At 40.9% G+C, this 18,766-nt stretch carries 15 protein-coding genes and 1 pseudogene; 1 reads left to right on the forward strand and 15 read right to left on the reverse strand.

Translation table 11 applies throughout. From position 1 onward, the window contains the following. Nucleotides 1-135: 135 nt before the first annotated feature. From HMPREF9960_RS03180 to HMPREF9960_RS03255, 15 genes and pseudogenes are all read right to left on the reverse strand, one after another. Nucleotides 136-858 (reverse strand): ABC transporter ATP-binding protein, encoded by a 723-nt coding sequence (locus tag HMPREF9960_RS03180; protein ID WP_005591416.1) that lies wholly within the window; start codon nt 856-858, stop codon nt 136-138. Then, nucleotides 858-1,856, reverse strand: coding sequence for an ABC transporter substrate-binding protein (locus HMPREF9960_RS03185; protein WP_005591415.1), 999 nt, complete (start codon nt 1,854-1,856; stop codon nt 858-860). The genes HMPREF9960_RS03180 and HMPREF9960_RS03185 overlap by 1 nt, the downstream gene beginning before the upstream one ends. 43 nt (nt 1,857-1,899) lie before the next feature. Further along, nucleotides 1,900-2,652: an ABC transporter permease gene (locus HMPREF9960_RS03190; protein ID WP_005591414.1), complete on the reverse strand. Its 753-nt coding sequence runs from the start codon at nt 2,650-2,652 to the stop codon at nt 1,900-1,902. Further along, a complete protein-coding gene (locus tag HMPREF9960_RS03195) occupies nt 2,615-2,905 on the reverse strand; it encodes a thiamine-binding protein (protein ID WP_005591413.1) in 291 nt (96 codons plus the stop codon). The genes HMPREF9960_RS03190 and HMPREF9960_RS03195 overlap by 38 nt, the downstream gene beginning before the upstream one ends. Nucleotides 2,906-3,314: 409 nt before the next feature. Beyond that, nucleotides 3,315-3,938 carry an HAD family hydrolase gene (locus tag HMPREF9960_RS03200; RefSeq protein ID WP_037586099.1) on the reverse strand — a complete coding sequence of 208 codons (624 nt, stop codon included), beginning with the start codon at nt 3,936-3,938 and terminating at the stop codon, nt 3,315-3,317. A 205-nt stretch (nt 3,939-4,143) separates the two neighbouring features. Continuing rightward, nucleotides 4,144-4,416, reverse strand: coding sequence for a Veg family protein (locus HMPREF9960_RS03205; RefSeq protein WP_005592064.1), 273 nt, complete (start codon nt 4,414-4,416; stop codon nt 4,144-4,146). A gap of 1 nt (nt 4,417) precedes the next feature. Next, entirely contained in the window at nt 4,418-5,773 is a 1,356-nt protein-coding gene (gene dnaB, locus HMPREF9960_RS03210; protein ID WP_005592121.1) for a replicative DNA helicase, read from the reverse strand. Between the two features lie 25 nt (nt 5,774-5,798). Further along, nucleotides 5,799-6,250 (reverse strand): annotated as a pseudogene (gene rplI / locus HMPREF9960_RS03215) (50S ribosomal protein L9). Between the two features lies 1 nt (nt 6,251). Then, nucleotides 6,252-8,237: a DHH family phosphoesterase gene (locus HMPREF9960_RS03220; protein ID WP_174263562.1), complete on the reverse strand. Its 1,986-nt coding sequence runs from the start codon at nt 8,235-8,237 to the stop codon at nt 6,252-6,254. Nucleotides 8,238-8,523: 286 nt separating this feature from the next. After that, entirely contained in the window at nt 8,524-10,434 is a 1,911-nt protein-coding gene (gene mnmG / locus HMPREF9960_RS03230) for a tRNA uridine-5-carboxymethylaminomethyl(34) synthesis enzyme MnmG (RefSeq protein ID WP_037586116.1), read from the reverse strand. A 146-nt stretch (nt 10,435-10,580) separates the two neighbouring features. Beyond that, nucleotides 10,581-11,012 (reverse strand): SseB family protein, encoded by a 432-nt coding sequence (locus HMPREF9960_RS03235; RefSeq protein WP_005591403.1) that lies wholly within the window; start codon nt 11,010-11,012, stop codon nt 10,581-10,583. Nucleotides 11,013-11,033: 21 nt separating this feature from the next. Next, nucleotides 11,034-12,179 carry a tRNA 2-thiouridine(34) synthase MnmA gene (gene mnmA / locus HMPREF9960_RS03240; RefSeq protein WP_255209853.1) on the reverse strand — a complete coding sequence of 382 codons (1,146 nt, stop codon included), beginning with the start codon at nt 12,177-12,179 and terminating at the stop codon, nt 11,034-11,036. A 259-nt stretch (nt 12,180-12,438) separates the two neighbouring features. Beyond that, nucleotides 12,439-12,975, reverse strand: a complete 537-nt coding sequence (apf, locus tag HMPREF9960_RS03245) for an aggregation-promoting factor (RefSeq protein WP_005591401.1) — start codon at nt 12,973-12,975, stop codon at nt 12,439-12,441. Between the two features lie 145 nt (nt 12,976-13,120). Further along, nucleotides 13,121-15,715 (reverse strand): YfhO family protein, encoded by a 2,595-nt coding sequence (locus tag HMPREF9960_RS03250; RefSeq protein ID WP_005591400.1) that lies wholly within the window; start codon nt 15,713-15,715, stop codon nt 13,121-13,123. Between the two features lie 75 nt (nt 15,716-15,790). Next, on the reverse strand, nt 15,791-17,413 hold the full coding sequence (locus HMPREF9960_RS03255) for an ATP-binding cassette domain-containing protein (protein WP_005591399.1): 1,623 nt from the start codon (nt 17,411-17,413) through the stop codon (nt 15,791-15,793). Nucleotides 17,414-17,652: 239 nt separating this feature from the next. On the opposite strand from HMPREF9960_RS03255, the gene trpS reads away from it, so the two are divergent. After that, on the forward strand, nt 17,653-18,678 hold the full coding sequence (gene trpS / locus HMPREF9960_RS03260; protein WP_005591398.1) for a tryptophan--tRNA ligase: 1,026 nt from the start codon (nt 17,653-17,655) through the stop codon (nt 18,676-18,678). Nucleotides 18,679-18,766: the final 88 nt, after the last annotated feature.

The raw sequence follows: 18,766 nt of genomic DNA on the forward strand, positions 1-18,766 counted from the left end.
GACGAGCTTCATGCTTTCCTGCTGCTATTTCACACAAAGGCTATTGTACCATGAATAAAGTCAAAAGTAAAGACTGTTCTACAAAAAATCAAGCCTAGAGGCTTGATTAAAGTCATTTTTAGAAAACAAGGCAGCTTACAGCCCCAAAAGCTTCAAAATCTCCTGCTTGTATCGTAGCTTCTGTAGTTCTTTATCCTCACTGTCTGACCAAGTCAGTTGGAGATCTGCTATGATTTGTCCAGGCCGATTTTTCAGAATATAGATACGGTCGCTGAGAGCCAGAGCTTCCTCAATGCTATGAGTAATGAGAAGAGTCGTCAGACCCAGCCTGAGATGAATATCCAGATACCAAGCATGCAGCTCCATCTTGGTCAGCTCATCCAAGGCACTAAAGGCCTCGTCCAGAAGAAATAGCTTGTGACCGAACATATAGGTCCGCAGCAGAGCCACGCGCTGCCGCATCCCCCCGCTCAGCTCATGTGGATACTTGTCTACCACATCAAAGAGGCTGAACTCCTTCAAAATCTGACTTGCCTGCTCCGTCGCTTCCTTTTTGGATACCTTTCGGATTAAGAGGGGCAAGATGACATTGCCCAGCACCGTCTTGTGCTCCAGCAGCAAGTCCTTCTGCAGCATATAACTCACCCGGCCCTTGGGATTTTCCTGCCCATCTAGGACAATCCTGCCCGACTGGACTTCCAAAATCCCAGCAATCAGATTAAAGAGGGTCGATTTCCCGACTCCACTAGGGCCCAAGATTGCCACTACTTGTCCAGCTTCTACCTCTAGGCTGATATCTTTCAAAATCTGCTGCTCATCATAAGCATAGCTTACATTTTCAAGTTTAATTTCTGTCATTATTTTATATAATCGTTGCTAAATCCCTTGTCACTCAAGTCATTGTTCACGATGCCATTGTCCTTGGTCCATTTGTAAAAGGCATTCCAGCGGCTAGCCTCAAACTGACCCCACTTGTCCTTATCTGATGCATATTGCTCGGACAAATATTTTTGGGAAGCCAAGACAAAATCACGCTTGCTTTTCAGCTCCGGAGCATGCTTGATTAAAATATCTGCCGCTTCTTCAGGGTGCTCCATGGCATATTGATAGCCCTTCTTGATGGCTTGAAGAACCTTTTTCGCATCTTCTGGATTCTTCTTCAGATAGTCATTATTGGCAATGATGACTGGAGAATAATAGTCAAACTCCTTGACATAGTCCTTCATATAAAAGAAATTTGTATCCATGCCCTGAGTCTGAGCCATGATGCCATCCCAGCCATGATAAATCCAGGCCGCATCAAACAAGCCATTTTCAATCGGCGTAATAGAGTTAGAATCGTTGTTAGGAACCTTTTCTACCTCATCAAACTGGCCGCCTTGACTTTCTACCAAGGTTTTGAGCATGCCCAGCTCCACCGGATCATTCCAGGTGCCGTATTTCTTGCCAGCCAGATCCTTAGGCCCTGTAATCCCTGCAGACTTCTTTGAAATAATGCCCGAAGTATTATGCTCTACAATAGCCGCGACAGCTGTGATTTCTGCGCCCTTATCCAGTTTTTTAGCCATGGAGTCCTGGAAATAGATACCAAAAGGTGCCTTGCCGTTGATAATCAAATCTGAACTGCTATCTTCAGGCGGTAACTTGATATCCACATCCACGCCCGCTTCCTTGAAATAGCCCTTTTCTTGAGCCACATAGAGGCCGGTATGGTTGGTGTTAGGTGACCAGTCTAGGATAAAATCAATCTTTTTATCCTTACTAGCAGACTCTGAGCCTGACTTGCTGCAAGCCGCTAAGCCGAAGATAGACACGGCAGCCAAACCTGCCAACAACATTTTATAAGTTTTTTTCATTATAATCCTCTTTTCTTTTTTGGAAAATAGCTGAGCTTAGCTCTTATTTCCATTTAATGACATATTTTTCACTGACAGCCACCAGCTTCATCCCCAGAAGGCTGATAACCGAAACCAATATGATAATAGCAAACATAGTATCGTACTGGAAAAGTTTCTTGGACTGAATCATATAAACACCCAAGCCTTCGAAACCACCCAGCCATTCAGAAACTACGGTCGTGATAAAGGCGTAGGAAACACTGACGCGCAAGCCCGCATAGAAATAAGGCAAACTAGCTGGAATCTTAAAATGCCAGAGAATCTGCCAGCGATTGGCCTGCATAAGCTCAAAGAGCGTCAGAGTATCCCTATCACAATGCCGAAAACCATCCAGAATACTGACGATAATCGGAAAAGTAGTCGTCAAAATAATCAGCACAATTTTAGGCAAAATCCCATAACCCAGCCAGAGAACCAAGATTGGCGCCAAAGCAATGGTCGGAATCGTCTGCACCACGACCATCATGGGGTAGATCAGATCATTGAGCCAGCTCATGCTGTCCATGAGTACAGCTAGTATACAGGCCAAGATGACACCCAAGGCTAACCCCAGCAAGGCTACTTTTAAGGTGGCCCAGCTATGACTTGCTAGAAATCCGGCATCTCTGATAAAGGCCTGACCGATTTCCAGAGGTGTCGGCAGGATAAACTTGGGCAAGAGCTTGAGACAGCCCATGACCTGCCAGATGACAAGGATTCCCAGCATACCCAAAAGGCTAATCTGCTGCCGCAGGATATTTTTCAAGTTTTTCATCAATACTTAAAATCTTTCCATAGTTTATTTTCACATTAGCAAAAACATTGTCTGCCTGAGTGCCTGCAAGCTCAATCGCCTGCTGCAGAATAGGAAATAAAGTCTCCCATTCCCCTTCTAGAACGGTCTCAAAAGGCGTCACGACCATCTTCACTGGCTGTTTTTGCAAAAACTCAATTACTTCATCTATGACTGCCAAACGATTCACATCATGTGACAAAGGAAGAATTTGTAAAGCAATACTGGCTCTCATCTCTTCACCTCCTTACTTTCATGCTTCATCTGAGAATAATGTATACAGATAGGATTAAAATTCACAAGAAAATAACTTGGTTTTTAAACAAAAAGACAGCGAGCTCCCTTTATAAACACCTTGCTTTCCATACAAAAACACCTTTTCCAATATGGAAAAGGTGTTGCATGCATCAGTAAACTAAAGATTGGTGAATAATTCACCATTTTAGCAAAACCACAAGGTCTTTACAAATACAATTCCCTACGCTGGCATTACCCAGATCAGGTGCGGTCGAAGCTTACACTTCCTCTCAGACTGTACACAGACTCCCATATATAGGATTATGATAACGCAATCATCAGCAAATGTCAAGATTGGAGCTTGGACTCACTACTTTTCAACTACAAGTGAATCAAACGATCATCAATCAGGCAAACTCTCCTTTCGCAGCCAACAAAGACTCCATAGCCCTGATATTCTCTGACTCACTTGTGGATAAGATGGTTTCAAAACCCAGTTCAGCTGCCGTATCCAAGTTAGCTTGAATGTCATCAATAAAGACTGACTCTGTCGGATCAAGACTATACTTTTTTAGTAGCTTTTGATAAATCTCTAGCTCTGGCTTGACAACCCCGACTTCTGAGGAGAGGATATAGCCTGACAACAGTGGAAAGATGGGCAGCAAACCAGCTTTTTCAATACGGTAAAAAATCTCGCAAGTAGTTGACAGGATGTAAATGCGATAACCTTGATTAGCCCATAGTCGAATCTTTTCCTGTAAACCACTGTAAACCTCTACAACCTCATACCAATTGTAGAAGATATTCTGAACAGCAGGATGGTAGGAGTCATCCAGCTGAGCTAGCACTTCGTCACAGGCTTCTTTCAAGCTCAACTCTCCCTTGTCTGTTTGATGCCAGACACCCGAATCAAAAATAGCCTGTCTAAGAATCTGTCGACGCTCTTTCTCAGGTTCGAAAGTGGTCAAAATTTTCTCAGAATTCCATTCAATCAAGACATTTCCTAAGTCAAAAACTAAATTTCTTATCATTTCTTTCACCAGCCCTTTCTCTATATGTAGGAGCTTTCGTAAGTTCTAGCTCATGCTATTGCAAATCCGCTATTTCGGATGGTCTTTACCATCCTTGGTATAGCATATTTAGGTTAAGAAAAATCCCAGAAATGAACTGTTCCTCAAAGTCTGGGTTTACCCAACTCTAGGAAGCAATACAAAGTTCTGGAATCACCTATTATTCTTAGTCAAAATAGCGAATTAAATTTTTCTCTGTCAAAATATCTGAGTAAGTATAGGACTCCACATAGGTGTTGGCAATTTCACCCGGCTGTCCCCCTTCATTTTCATACTCAACGATAAAGAGAGAAGGATAAACTTCAATCAAACGACCTTGTTTACTTTTTTGGCGCTTACGGCCATTTTCCAAGGTCATCTCCACCATCTGCCCCTCGTGAGCCTTGATGTCCTCCTTGATTTTCTTCATTTTTGCTACATCTGTAAATGCATCACTCATACTATACATCCTCTCTTTTAGAAATACTTGAAAATTTATTATATTCTTTTTGGAAAATTAGCTCAACCGTACCACGCGCTCCGCTCCGGTTTTTCTCAATAATGACTTCGACCTTGTTATTAGGAATGCCTTCCTCTTCCTCACCGGCCCGTTCATAATAGTCATCCCGGTAAAGAAAGGCTACGATATCCGCATCCTGCTCGATAGACCCAGACTCCCGAATATCTGATAGTACTGGACGTTTGTCCTGCCGTTGCTCCACGCCACGCGAGAGCTGACTCAGCGCAATGACAGGCACCTTGAGCTCCTTCGCTAAAATCTTAAGCTGGCGGGAAATTTCTGAAACTTCCTGTTGACGGTTTTCGCGACCCGTTCCTGTAATCAATTGCAGGTAGTCAATCAAAATCAGGCCAAGATTGCCCGTCTCTTGAGATAGCTTACGAGCTCGCGAACGAATCTCCGTAATCCGAATCCCTGGTGTGTCATCAATATAGATACTAGCATTGGCCAGATTCGCTGTCGCAATGGTATATTTCTGCCACTCTTCATCTGTCAGTTGCCCCGTACGGATAGAGTGAGAATTAATCACTCCCTCTGAGGCCAGCATCCGATCCACAAGACTCTCTGCCCCCATTTCTAGGGAGAAGATAGCCACTGTCTTATCCAGCTTGGTCCCGATATTCTGGGCGATATTGAGGGCAAAGGCCGTCTTTCCGACCGCAGGACGAGCAGCTAGGATGATTAACTCTTCTTCGTGCAAACCAGTCGTCATCTTATCCAGCTCACGGTAACCCGTCGCAATCCCTGTAATATCAGTGGTTTGCTGAGAACGGGCTTCTAGATTAGCAAAGTTAAGATTTAGAATATCTTGAATATTTTTAAACCCACTGCGGCTGGCCGTTTCACTGACATCAATCAGAGCCTTTTCTGCTCCTGCAATGATTTCCTCTGATGGTCTCTCACCGTCATAGGCTTGGTTGATGGATTCTGTCAAGCGTGAAATCAGGCGGCGTAAGATTGCTTTTTCAGAAACGATCTTGGCATAGTACTCTGCATTGGCAGAAGTCGGCACAGAATTAACGACCTCCACCAGATAGCTCAAACCACCAATATTCTGCAAGTCTCCTTGGCTATCCAAAATATTGCGAACGGTGGTCGCATCGATAGCATCCCCACGATCCGCCAAGTCAATCATGGCCTTAAAAATCAGCCGATGGGCATATTTAAAGAAATCCCCAGGCTCAATATATTCACGGACAAAGACCAGTTTGCTCTCATCGATGAAAATGGCCCCTAGTACAGACTGTTCTGCTAAAATATCTTGAGGCTGAGCTCGCAACTCATCAATCTCTGCCATAGGTGAATCCTTCCTTTAATTCTTTTTACCCTTCCGTAACCCGCAGGCGAATCACACTTGTCACATCTTGGTAAATCTTTACAGGAACATCAATCAAACCAATCGAACGAATGGGAGAATCAACCTTGATATTCCGTTTGTCAATTTTTAAACCAAATTGCTTTTGTAGTTCATCAGCAATTTTTTTATTAGTAATCGAACCGAAAGTCCGTCCGTCTGGGCCGACCTTCTCTGTAAAAGCAACAACCGTTGCTTCTTCTTCCAACTTAGCTTTAATGGCTTGTGCTTCTGCCACCATCTCTGCATGAGCCTTTTCCTGAGATTTTTGCTTTCCTCTCAGCTCACCGATAGCTTGTGCATTGGCTTCCTTAGCCAGATTTTTCTTAATCAGGAAATTTTGAGCATAGCCAGTAGGTACTTCCTTGATTTCCCCTTTTTCCCTTTTCCTTTTACATCCTCTAAAAAAATAACTTTCATTTTATTTCTCCTTTTCTATTGATTCCTCATTATCCATCACTTGATCCATAATCACTTGATTTAGACGTTGAGTGACTTCAGCAACCGTTTGATCGCTAACTTGCGCTGCTGCTAGATTAAAGTGGCCGCCACCACCCATTTTCTCCATAATCCGCTGAACATTGATCTTACTGCGACTACGAGCTGAAATGGATACGTAACCCTCAGTATTCCTGCTGACCACAAATGTTGCTTCAATGCCCGACATGGCAAGCATGGTGTCAGCTGCCTTACTAATGACGACTGTATCGTAGCTGGCATTTTCAACACCCGCTGCTACAATCACATTTGGCAAAAGCTTCTTACCTGTCAAAATCAGCTCATTGACTGCTCGATACTCTTCAAAATTCGTCGAAGAAATATCCTGAATGACTACACTATCACTACCCCGAGCCCGCAAATAACTGGCTACATCAAAGGTTCGACTCGTTACTCTGGAGGTAAAATTCTTGGTGTCTAGCATAATCCCAGCCATGAGTAAACTGGCTTGAATTTTATTCAGGCGATTCTTCTTGGAATTTTGAAACTGAATCAACTCCGTTACCAATTCGCTGGCACTGCTAGCTCCACTTTCGATATAGGCAATGACTGCATTTTCAGGAAAATCCTCATCACGACGGTGATGATCCACCACAATCGTCTGACTAAATCGATCAAATAATTCTCTTGAAAGCGTTAAGGCCAACTTCGAGTGGTCCACCATTATCAAGAGCGAACGACTGGTCACTCGGTTTACAGCTTCCGATATCGGCAAAAGATAATCAGCGCCTTCTGACGTCAATTTTTGAATAGAGCGATAGATATCTGAACCCATCTGTTGGTCATCATACACAACATAGGATTTCTCAATGATATTGCTAGCAAAAAGCTGCATACCCACTGCGGAGCCTAAGGCGTCCAAATCAAGATTGCGATGACCAACCACGAAAACCTGATCTACACTCTTGATTTTATCTGAAATAGCTGCCATCATAGCCCTCGTACGCGTGCGTGTACGTTTGACAGATGCAGCCGTTCCACCACCAAAGTAAACTGGATTCTTGTTCTCGTCATTCTCTTTGACAACCGCTTGGTCACCACCTCGGACCTCAGCTAGGTTAAGATTAAGGAGGGCAATCTTACCAATTTCATCATGCTTACCATCCCCATAAGAAAAGCCCATACTAAGCGTCAGAGGAAGTTTTCGATTCTTGGCTTCTGTCCGAAATTGATCAATGATCGAAAATTTACTATCCATCAGTTGTTCCAAAACCGTATAATCCGTGAAAAGATAATAACGATCCATTCCCACCCGACGGTAGAACATATGAAATTGCTCAGAAAACTCTGCTACAAAGTTAGCTACAAAACTATTGATATGACTGATATCTGAATCTGATACAGCATCTTCCAAATCATCATAATTATCAACTGAGACAACACCGATAACTGGTCGCGTCGTAACGAGCCCAACTGTTGCTTCATACTCACTTGATGCATCAAAAAAGTACAGGACACTGGAAGCTGAATCAAAATAAACAGAATATTGATTGTCTCCTACTGTTGCGTAGCTACCCGATTTCGAAGCAGCAAGCTGGATAATTTCCTGAAGGAGATCACTATTTAGCTCCCCATCATCCGTTGTAAAAATCAATTCAGCATAAGGATTGAACCAGTCCACATCTCCACTATTTTCATTGATTTTAATCACACCAACTGGCATCTTATCCAGCAAAGAAGCTAAACTTCCCTCTGCTTGATGATTGACATAGCGAATCTGCTCAAGCTCGTCCAATTCGGTCACTCTTTGCTGCTGTATAAATAGCCAAACCAAGAGCACCAGCACTATGAAAAGAGACACCAGCATAGGCAAACTATCACCAAAAAGGCGTAGACAAATAGCTAATATGATAAAGGAAGTAAACCCCACTATCGCAAAGTGGCTCGGGGAAAAACGAATTCTTTTCATTAAAAAACCTCTTATTGCGCCATTTTACCATATTTTCTTAAAAAAAGCGAGTTTTCACTGTCCTTGGATACTTGTAAAGCAAGAAAGACTCAAATCCTAGATCTATTCTTAAACAAATATTCACAATCAATTTACAAGATGTGTAAATCTTGTAAATTTTATTAAACAAAAAATTGACAGTATTTGTAAATATTTCTCTATATAAAAGAGATTTTTTGTAAACAGATATTTACAATTCTGTAAATTATATAAAAACGTACTATCAGTAAGATAGTACGTTAATATGCTATGATTTTGCTTTGTTTTTAGAAATGCTTCTAGACTTGCCTTCTAAGTAAACCATCAAAATAGAAATATCTGCTGGATTGACACCCGAAATACGACTTGCCTGACCAATCGTTTCTGGATTGATTTTCTTAAACTTCTGCCGCGCTTCTGTCGCAATGGAGTCAATATCATCCCAGTCAATATTAGCTGGAATCCGCTTTTCTTCCATACGTTTCATCTTCTCAACCTGATCAAGGGCTTTAGAAATATATCCTTCGTACTTAATCTCTGTCTCAATTAGCTCGATAATCTTTTCATCCAATTCTTCTGCCGCTGGACCAATGAATTGAACCACATCTTGATAAGACACTTCCGGTCTCCGCATAAATTCTTTGGCTGTCACTGCATCTGTCAGAGCTTTAAAGCCAAGCGCTTCTATCTTAGCATTGGTTTCCTTGACAGGTTTCAACTTGATAGACTCCAAGCGCTTCATCTCATTGTCAAATTGATTCTTTTTAATCTCGAAACGAGCCCAGCGCTCATCATCTACAAGACCAATTTCTCGGCCAATCTCTGTCAAACGCATATCAGCATTGTCATGTCGGAGAATCAAACGGTACTCCGCTCGGCTAGTCAAGAGGCGATAAGGTTCTACAGTCCCCTTGGTCACCAAATCATCAATCATGACTCCAATGTAACCATCACTACGCTTCAAGATCAACTCTGGCTTTCCTTGGATCTTCAAGGCCGCATTAATCCCAGCAATAATCCCCTGACCTGCAGCTTCTTCATAGCCAGAAGTTCCATTGGTTTGACCTGCTGTAAAGAGCCCTGAAATCTTTTTGGTTTCCAAGGTTGCCCGCAACTGGTGAGGCATAATCATATCGTACTCAATGGCATAGCCTGTCCGCATCATCTCAGCATTTTCTAAACCTTTGATAGAGTGAACCAAGTCCTTTTGTACATCTTCTGGCAGACTGGTTGACAGCCCCTGCACATAAACTTCTTCTGTATCACGACCCTCAGGCTCTAAGAAAAGCTGGTGGCGTTCCTTATCCGCAAAACGGACGATCTTATCCTCAATAGACGGGCAATAGCGAGGTCCCACACCCTTAACGATACCTGAAAACATAGGAGCACGGTGCAGGTTATTTTGGATAATTTCATGACTTTCTGCATTGGTATAAGTCAACCAGCAAGGCACTTGATCTTTCACATAGTCTTCATCACGAGATGTGTATGAAAAATGATTGGCCTTTTCATCACCTGGCTGAATCTCGGTCACATCATAATTGATAGATGACGCCTTAACACGTGGAGGTGTTCCTGTCTTAAAACGACCAATTTCAAAGCCTAGATCCCGCAGGTTATCAGCCAAAGGAATGGCTGCCAGACTGTGATTAGGACCTGACGAATACTTGAGATCACCAATGATAATTTCTCCCCGCAAGGCTGTTCCAGTTGTAACAATGACGGCTTTAGCTGCATATTCCTGTTGCGTCGCTGTTTTAACACCAATTACTTTACCATCTTCAACCAAGATTTCATTAATCATGGTTTGTCGCAAAGTCAAATTTTCTTGATTTTCAACAGTCTTGCGCATTTCTTTAGAATAGAGCTCTTTATCTGCCTGCGCTCGAAGAGCCCGAACAGCGGGTCCTTTACCAGTATTGAGCATTTTCATCTGGATATAGCTCTTGTCAATATTCTTGGCCATCTCTCCGCCCAAAGCATCTACTTCACGAACGACAATGCCTTTTGCAGACCCTCCGATAGAGGGATTACAAGGCATAAAAGCCAGCATCTCAATATTGATGGTTGCCAAAAGAACTTTACAACCCATTCGACTAGCAGCAAGCGATGCCTCAACTCCAGCATGCCCTGCTCCAATCACGATAACATCATAACTTTCAGTAAAATTGTGTGTCATTTCTTTTTCCTTCATTTTTTCACCAAAAAAGGCCAAGTCTCTAGAAGTGCAGGACAAAAAAGCCTGCAACATCCATGAGCTTTGACCATCATAGGTATTGCTTATCTTATTGTAGCAAATTGAGCGAAATTGTCAATCTAAAGCAACTAAGATTGGCGAATCGCTTCAAAAGCTTCTTTATCAATCTCGACAGATTCAGAGAATGCGTCTAGAACAATCCCTCTTAATGGAAATCTCCCTCTGCCTTCAACTGCAAACAAACAATCTGTGACAGGCAGTTGCAACCAAGAAAAGCGATCATAGTATTCTTTTGGAATCTCTTGCTCGTTTGAGAAACAGGGATAGAAATAATCATCTCCCTTTTGCAGAATATCGGGTTTTAGGCGAACACCTTCTTGACCTTCAATTTCATCCATTAGATAAGCATTGAAGGGAACCCAAACTTTAGATTGCTTTAATGCCTTAAATAATGCCTCTATAGATTCTGTCGTTTTCTCATGCAAATACTGCTTCTTGTAGTCAGAAAGAGTTTCAAGTCTGTCCTTCTCATCAGTCTTTTTCTTAAAAAATTGAAACATTCTCGTTCCTCTTGTAGTTACTTAAATGTACTGCAAGACTTGACCATTTTTATAAGCTCTGTCAATCAATCCCCCACCTAAACACTCTTCTCCATCATAGAAAACGACTGCTTGGCCTGGAGTAACGGCCCTTTGTGGTTGATCGAAGTTGACAATAGCCTTGTCACCCTTTACAGTAACTGTCACCTTGGAATCTGGCTGCCGGTAACGGAACTTAGCTGTACATTCCATAGTAAATTCTTCCGGCATTTCTTTCGTGAAATGAACCTGACTAGCGTCAAGGCTGGTTGACATTAAATGGTCATGATAGAATCCTTGACCAACATAAAGAATATTTTGGCTAAGGTCTTTTCCGACCACAAACCAAGGTTCGTTGTCACCGCCCTGCTGACCACCAATTCCAAGACCGCCCCGCTGGCCAATGGTATAATACATTAGTCCTGCGTGCTGACCCATATCTCGGCCATCCATTGTCATCATGCGACCAGGCTGGGCTGGTAAATATTGGCTCAGAAATTCTTTAAAATTCTTCTCACCAATGAAGCAAATACCAGTTGAGTCTTTTTTCTTAGCAGTGGCTAAGCCGGCTCTTTCAGCAACCGCTCTAACTTCTGGCTTTTCTAAATGACCCAGAGGAAACATAGTCTTCTGAAGTTGTTCCTGTGATAGCTGGCTTAAGAAGTAGGTCTGATCCTTATTGTTGTCCTTGCCACGCAGCATGTGAACCAAGCCATCTTGGTCTCTCTTAACCTGAGCATAGTGACCCGTTGCAACGTAATCTGCACCCAGTGTCAAGGCATAGTCAAGGAAGGCTTTAAACTTGATTTCCTTGTTACACATGACATCTGGATTTGGAGTCCTACCAGCTCGGTATTCCGCCAAGAAGTATTCAAAAACGCGATCCCAGTACTCTTTCTCAAAGTTGACAGAGTAGTAAGGAATGCCAATCTGGTCTGCAACAGCTGCTACATCCTTGTAGTCTTCTGTGGCTGTGCAGACACCAAATTCATCTGTGTCGTCCCAGTTTTTCATGAAGATGCCAATCACATCGTAACCTTGCTCTTTCAAGAGCAAGGCAGTTACTGATGAATCAACACCTCCGCTCATACCAACAACGACACGAGTCTTAGAGTTATCACTCATTGTGTTCTCCCATCTTTTCGTTATTTCACGATTGAAGGTCGTGCTGTGCTTTCAACGATTGAAGGTCGCTTGAGCAAGGTCTATTATAGCATGATTTAGCAAGGAGAACAACGAATAACCTTTGGCTCAATCTAATGAGCTTTATAAGTTGTCAAGTAGGTTTGCATTGTTGTAAACATCTTGATATAGAAACCATGTGCTCTAACTAAGAATTTACTCGTAATTACAAAAAGGGACTAGAATATGAACTCCAATCCCTGTAAATATAATTTTTCCTAAAGTTTTAATACCAGCCATTTGCTAACCAGAAATTTTTAGCAGCCGACCATGAGCCATAGCGACCTGCTACATAAGCATCCGCTGTCTTCTCTTGATTTTCTGGTGATAAATCTCCATTTAGATAGGCGATAGTCAACTGATAGCGACCATAGTATTGCCCATTTTGCGCTGTATAACTGCCGCTGGATTCTTTTTGAGCAATCCACTCCTTAGCCTCTGCATCCTCAGTACTCAAGCCAGAACTTGGGTTTACAGTAGATTGCTCAGCCTTATCTGATTTTTCAACAGTCACCTGCTCATATACATCATCGTCCAGTTCTAAAACCTGACCAACACTAATCAGATTGATATTGCTAATCTTGTTTTTTTGCGCAATCTTGTCAACAGTCGTCTGATGAGAAGCAGCAATCGCGGACAAGGTATCACCTGACTTGACAGTATAACTTTCTGCATTGGCTACAATCGGAAGCAAAACAGCGGCTCCTGCCATCAAACTGAGCAAGCCTGCTTTCATCATTCTATTTTTAAAATACAAATTCATGTTTAGAATTCTCCTTTTCTGTGATATATCTATCCTAAAGCAAAAGTATTACAGAACTTTATTACTTTGATGAATTATATTACAGACTATTGAAGAACTTGTAAAAACAGACATATATTATAAAGCTTTTTTGATGATGTAAAGCCTATGCTGAACTATCTATATGTTTTTTGCTCCATTTAAATCGAACTCTATCATAGAAGAAAAATAAAACTATTCCTAAAATGAAAGCTGCAGTTCCTTCCTTTAATCCCCTTGGAACAAATGATAAAGTAACTCTACCTGCTCCTCTGTTCACATCAAGTTTCATAAAACCATTCTGCGCACGTTTTAACGGTACCTTCTTGCCATCTACACTAGCTGTCCAGCCCTTATCATAAGGAATGGTGAAAAAGAGAGAACTATCTCTATCCGCGTGATAATCAACCGTTACCGTATTGGATTTTGTCGTCACAGAAACCTCTTGTTCTTTCAATTTACTTATGAGTTGCTGATATTTATTTACATCCACAGAGAAAAACTCTGGCTGGTTAAAAGAGACAGTTCGATTCTCTGGGAAAGAAAATTGGATAGAAACCGTCTGTGCTTCCTTAAAGTAGCCAATATTCAAAAATGGAAAAACATTATGGGTCGGGTAACGATTCGTGATTCCATTTACAGTGATATTGACATCCGTCTGATTATCGTTTGAAAAATCAAGATCTGAAAGGTTGACATAGACTTGACTACCCGCAGGCACCTCAATTGTGTAAGTGACGCTAGCATAGCTTAATTGAGCGTCATTTTCGATGCTTGCAGTTACTTTCCCTTCAGTTTCTTCCTCATTGCCAGCTATAGAAATTCGCTCATAATATTTATGCTTCAACCCTGATAATTGATTTAAAAAGGCTGTCTGATTGTCGAGCGTTAAATTAGTGAAATTGACATCTTTGTAAACATCATTGGTTAAGAAAGCCAAACCCAAAGCATAATTATTTTCATACAATGTCATTGATCGCTCAGTCTTATCTGCAGAAAAACCAAATTTCTGCGGATCTGTTTCAGACAAGTTATACTTTACAGCAAAAAGGCTATCCATCAAAATGCTATTATTTTGATAGCGGAGATTAAGGTTAGTTCCTGCTGATTTAAAACCTAACTTATCTAACGTCGAGCTAGCTTGCGTGTTCCTGACTGATGAGAATTGAGAAATTCCATTATAATTAAATTTCATACTGTCATTCCCAGTCTGGGGATCAAGCCTCTCTGTTCGGAAGAAATCTCTTTTTTCTTTCTCACTATACTTGACAAGACTGTCAATTTCATTCATCTTTTTCGAATAGGATGAACGACTTGCAAAAACCCATTCTTTAGCAATTCCATCAACCTGATAATAAGCGTTTAAAGTAAGCTCAAAAACCACAAAAAACAGTAAGGATATTGTAAACATCCTTTGCCTAACGTGATAACGAATAAAAGCAAAACTGATTAAGAGATAGGCAAAGAAAAACTCTAAAGTAAAAATGTAATTTTCGGGACCAAGAAAATCATAGTGTTTTCTATAATGCAAAGTGGCTAGAAAACCAAAAGAAATGAGTAGAAAGCTAAGGAATACTTGTCGCCATTTTACCTCCTCCAAACGATTGAGCGTTTCTGCAGCCATCAAAATGATAAGAAGAGAAAAGAGCCAAGAATAGCGATGTAAAAACATATTTGGCGCATGCATTCCTTGCCAAAGCAAATCCAAATACTGCAGTCGAAAACTCACTATAAAAATGCCAATCAAAAAAATGTAGGCCAGTTTCACGCGAAGCTTAATACTTTTTATCGTGAAAAATAAGATACTTAAAATAAGAGGAAATAAACCAACATAAATCATAGGAATGGAGCCATACTTAGTTGTATCAAAACTTCCTATAAAATTTTTAGCAAAAATATCTAGATACCAACTTTTCTCAGTAAACAAGCCTTCAACCTTTGTCAAGGTCTCACCATGTGAACTCAGATCTAGATAAGTCGGCAAAATCATAATTAGACTAGTAAGCCCTGCTAATATTGACACGATAGCAAAATCAGGAAAAAACCGAATTCTGGCCTTAAAGTCCCAAGAAAGCTGAACGAGATACCAAAGAACTAAAAACAGAGCCATCATGTAACCAAAATAATAATTTTGGATAAAGAGAATTGACAAGCTTGTAAAGTATAAAACTCTCCCTTGTCCATTCATCAACTTTTGTAAACCAAATATGATAAGGGGTACTAGTATAAATACATCTAACCAAGTTTTAATTTCTAGTTGACTGACTGAGAAACTCATCAAGGCAAAGGAAGTTGACAGAATCAAGATTAGTGTTTCTGGAATTTTTTTAAATATCCCTTTAATACTAATACAAGTTGTCAAGCCAATCAAACCAAACTTGATAAGAGTAAACAAGTAGACCGCATCCGGCATTGATTTTAAATCGAAAAAGTAGACGAAGGGGGAAAGGAAACTTCCTAGATAATAGCTGGAGAGAGCATAAAAATTTTGCCCTAATCCACTTGAAAATGTGTAAAAAAGACTATCCGTTCCATGAAGGATATTCCTCAATGTCGTATCAAATACGACATACTGATGGAAGCCGTCTCCAAGTAACGGCGAAGTATCGCTTCCCCAGTAAATACCTTGACTCAGATAAACGAAACACATAATGAGAAAAGGTAAGGTGAAGGAAGCTAAATAAAGCCAATTTTTCTTAAAAAAATATCTGATTTTTTCCATGTTTCTTATAGAGAAAGAGGCCGAAACGTTGTTTCATGCCTCTGTAAACTTCTGTCAACTTATGTTGACAACTTATTAATCTTTCCAAAGTTCTTTGACTTTTGCCTGAACTTCTTGATTTTCCAAAAATTCATCATAAGTTTCGTCAATGCGGTCAATCACACCATTTTTTGAGAGAACGATGATATGGTTGGCCAAGGTTTGAATAAACTCATGGTCATGGCTGGCAAAAATGATTGACTCTTTAAAGTTCTTCAAACCATCATTAAGACTAGAAATAGATTCCAAATCCAAGTGATTGGTTGGATCGTCCAAGACCAAAACATTTGACTTGAGAAGCATCAGTTTAGACAGCATAACCCGAACTTTTTCTCCACCTGACAAGACGTTGACAGACTTGTTAACTTCATCGCCAGAGAAGAGCATCCGACCCAAGAAACCGCGAAGGAAGGTATTATCATCCTCTTCCTTGCTAGCAAATTGACGGAGCCAATCAAGAATAGATTCACCACCCGCAAAGTCGCGAGAATTATCTTTTGGCAAATAAGAACGACTGGTTGTAACGCCCCACTTGACAGTTCCTTCATAGTCAATATCTCCCATCAAGGCACGAATCAAGGCAGTTGTCTGGATATCATTTTGTCCAATCAAAGCTGTCTTATCGCCAGGACGCAGGATAAAGCTGATATTGTCAAGAATAGTCTCGCCGTCAATCTTGACAGAAAGATTTTCTACTGTCAAGAGATCGTTCCCGATTTCACGCTCAGCTTTAAAGCTGATAAATGGATATTTCCGGCTTGACGGAACAATTTCTTCCAATTCAATCTTATCCAGCATCTTTTTGCGAGATGTTGCCTGTTTGGACTTGGAAGCATTGGCAGAGAAGCGAGCCACAAACTCTTGCAATTGCTTGATTTTTTCTTCTGCCTTAGCATTTCGGTCAGCGAGTAACTTAGCTGCCAATTCACTTGATTCTTTCCAGAAATCATAATTTCCGACATAAAGTTTGATTTTACCAAAATCAAGGTCAGCCATATGCGTACAAACTTTATTTAAGAAGTGACGGTCGTGGGATACGACAATAACTGTATTGTCAAAATCAATCAAGAAATCTTCCAACCAAGTGATAGACTGGATATCCAAACCATTGGTCGGCTCGTCTAGAAGCAAGACATCAGGTTTACCAAAAAGAGCCTTGGCAAGAAGAACCTTAACCTTGTCGCCGTTCGTCAATTCACTCATATTTTGGTAATGCAAGTCTTCTGGAATGTTTAGGTTTTGTAGCAATTGAGAAGCTTCGCTTTCAGCTTCCCAGCCACCCAACTCAGCAAATTCACCTTCCAGCTCAGCCGCTCGAACCCCATCCTCGTCAGAAAAGTCAGGCTTCATATAGATGGCATCTTTTTCCTTCATGATATTGTAAAGGTGCTCATTCCCCATGATAACAACATCAATGGCTCGCTCATCCTCATAGTCAAAGTGATTTTGACGCAAAACAGACAGTCGCTCATCTGGACCTAAAGAAATATGGCCTGTCGTCGGCTCAATATCTCCAGCTAAAATTTTCAAGAAGGTGGACTTACCCGCACCATTAGCTCCAATCAAACCATAGGTATTTCCTTCTGTAAATTTAATATTTACTTCATCAAATAATTTTCGATCACTGAAACGCAGTGACACATCAGATACTGTAAGCAATGATTTTCTCCTATATATGTAATCTCCTCCATTTTACTAGAAAATTCTTCTTTTTTCAAATTATTATAGGACAAAAAACTATTTTAAGAGATAAATATGCCGTAAATCTTGTAAATATGCTGTAAACATATTGTCAAGTAATTGCTTTTTAAACTGCTATTCTTCTTTTTTCTTCTAGCTTCTTCCGCATTTTCTTTGAAAATGATATAATAAGAGCAATACTAATTGAGGAGCAAGCAATGACAAAACCCATTATTTTAACCGGAGACCGTCCGACTGGAAAATTACATATTGGTCATTATGTCGGAAGTCTACGTAACCGTGTCCTTTTACAAAATCAAGACAAGTATGAGATGTTTGTTTTTCTGGCGGATCAACAAGCTCTAACAGACCATGCGAAAGATCCACAAACAATTGTAGAATCAATTGGCAATGTAGCCTTAGACTATCTGGCAGCTGGACTGGATCCCCAAAAAGCAACTATTTTCATCCAGAGTCAAATTCCAGAGTTGGCAGAACTGTCAATGTATTACATGAATTTGGTGTCTTTAGCTCGTTTAGAGCGCAATCCGACTGTCAAGACAGAAATTGCTCAGAAAGGTTTTGGAGAAAGTATCCCAACTGGATTTTTGGTTTATCCTATCTCTCAAGCTGCTGACATTACAGCCTTTAAGGCAAATTATGTACCTGTCGGAAATGATCAAAAACCAATGATTGAGCAGACACGTGAAATTGTTCGTTCTTTCAATCATGCCTATAGCTGTGAAGTTTTGGTGGAGCCAGAAGGCATCTATCCAGAAAATGAAGCTGCTGGTCGTCTGCCAGGGCTTGATGGCAATGCTAAAATGTCCAAATCATTGAACAATGGGATTTATCTAGCGGATGACATGGATACTCTCAAGAAAAAGATTATGAGTATGTACACCGATCCCGACCACATCAAGGTTGAAGATCCAGGAAAAATCGAAGGTAATATGGTGTTCCATTATCTGGATGTTTTTGGCCGGCAAGAAGATGCTGCTGAAATTGCGGCTATGAAAGAACACTACCAACGTGGTGGTCTGGGTGATGTCAAAACTAAACGCTATCTCTTAGAGATTTTGGAGCGGGAATTAGGACCAATCAGAGAGCGTCGCCTAGAGTTTGCAAAAGACATGGGCCAAGTCTATGACATGCTGAAAGAAGGCAGTGAACGTGCTCGACAAGTTGCTGGACAAACCCTGTCAGAAGTCAAAAATGCAATGGGAATTAATTACTTTAAATAACGAACAATAATAGCAGATTACATCAAAAACCATCGTCTTTTGCCTGAAAAAGAGATGGTTTTTAATTTTTGCATAATAATCATTGACA

Origin of the sequence: Streptococcus cristatus ATCC 51100, from assembly GCF_000222765.1 — a bacterium.
Classification (GTDB): Bacteria; Bacillota; Bacilli; order Lactobacillales; family Streptococcaceae; genus Streptococcus; species Streptococcus cristatus.

What these genes read in the sequence shown, in the direction of transcription:
- HMPREF9960_RS03180 (WP_005591416.1), bottom strand. Translation starts at nt 858, where the DNA reads ATGACAGAAATTAAACTTGAAAATGTAAGCTATGCTTATGATGAGCAG.
- HMPREF9960_RS03185 (WP_005591415.1), bottom strand. Translation starts at nt 1,856, where the DNA reads ATGAAAAAAACTTATAAAATGTTGTTGGCAGGTTTGGCTGCCGTGTCT.
- HMPREF9960_RS03190 (WP_005591414.1), bottom strand. Translation starts at nt 2,652, where the DNA reads ATGAAAAACTTGAAAAATATCCTGCGGCAGCAGATTAGCCTTTTGGGT.
- HMPREF9960_RS03195 (WP_005591413.1), bottom strand. Translation starts at nt 2,905, where the DNA reads ATGAGAGCCAGTATTGCTTTACAAATTCTTCCTTTGTCACATGATGTG.
- HMPREF9960_RS03200 (WP_037586099.1), bottom strand. Translation starts at nt 3,938, where the DNA reads ATGATAAGAAATTTAGTTTTTGACTTAGGAAATGTCTTGATTGAATGG.
- HMPREF9960_RS03205 (WP_005592064.1), bottom strand. Translation starts at nt 4,416, where the DNA reads ATGAGTGATGCATTTACAGATGTAGCAAAAATGAAGAAAATCAAGGAG.
- dnaB (WP_005592121.1), bottom strand. Translation starts at nt 5,773, where the DNA reads ATGGCAGAGATTGATGAGTTGCGAGCTCAGCCTCAAGATATTTTAGCA.
- HMPREF9960_RS03220 (WP_174263562.1), bottom strand. Translation starts at nt 8,237, where the DNA reads ATGAAAAGAATTCGTTTTTCCCCGAGCCACTTTGCGATAGTGGGGTTT.
- mnmG (WP_037586116.1), bottom strand. Translation starts at nt 10,434, where the DNA reads ATGACACACAATTTTACTGAAAGTTATGATGTTATCGTGATTGGAGCA.
- HMPREF9960_RS03235 (WP_005591403.1), bottom strand. Translation starts at nt 11,012, where the DNA reads ATGTTTCAATTTTTTAAGAAAAAGACTGATGAGAAGGACAGACTTGAA.
- apf (WP_005591401.1), bottom strand. Translation starts at nt 12,975, where the DNA reads ATGAATTTGTATTTTAAAAATAGAATGATGAAAGCAGGCTTGCTCAGT.
- HMPREF9960_RS03250 (WP_005591400.1), bottom strand. Translation starts at nt 15,715, where the DNA reads ATGGAAAAAATCAGATATTTTTTTAAGAAAAATTGGCTTTATTTAGCT.
- trpS (WP_005591398.1), top strand. Translation starts at nt 17,653, where the DNA reads ATGACAAAACCCATTATTTTAACCGGAGACCGTCCGACTGGAAAATTA.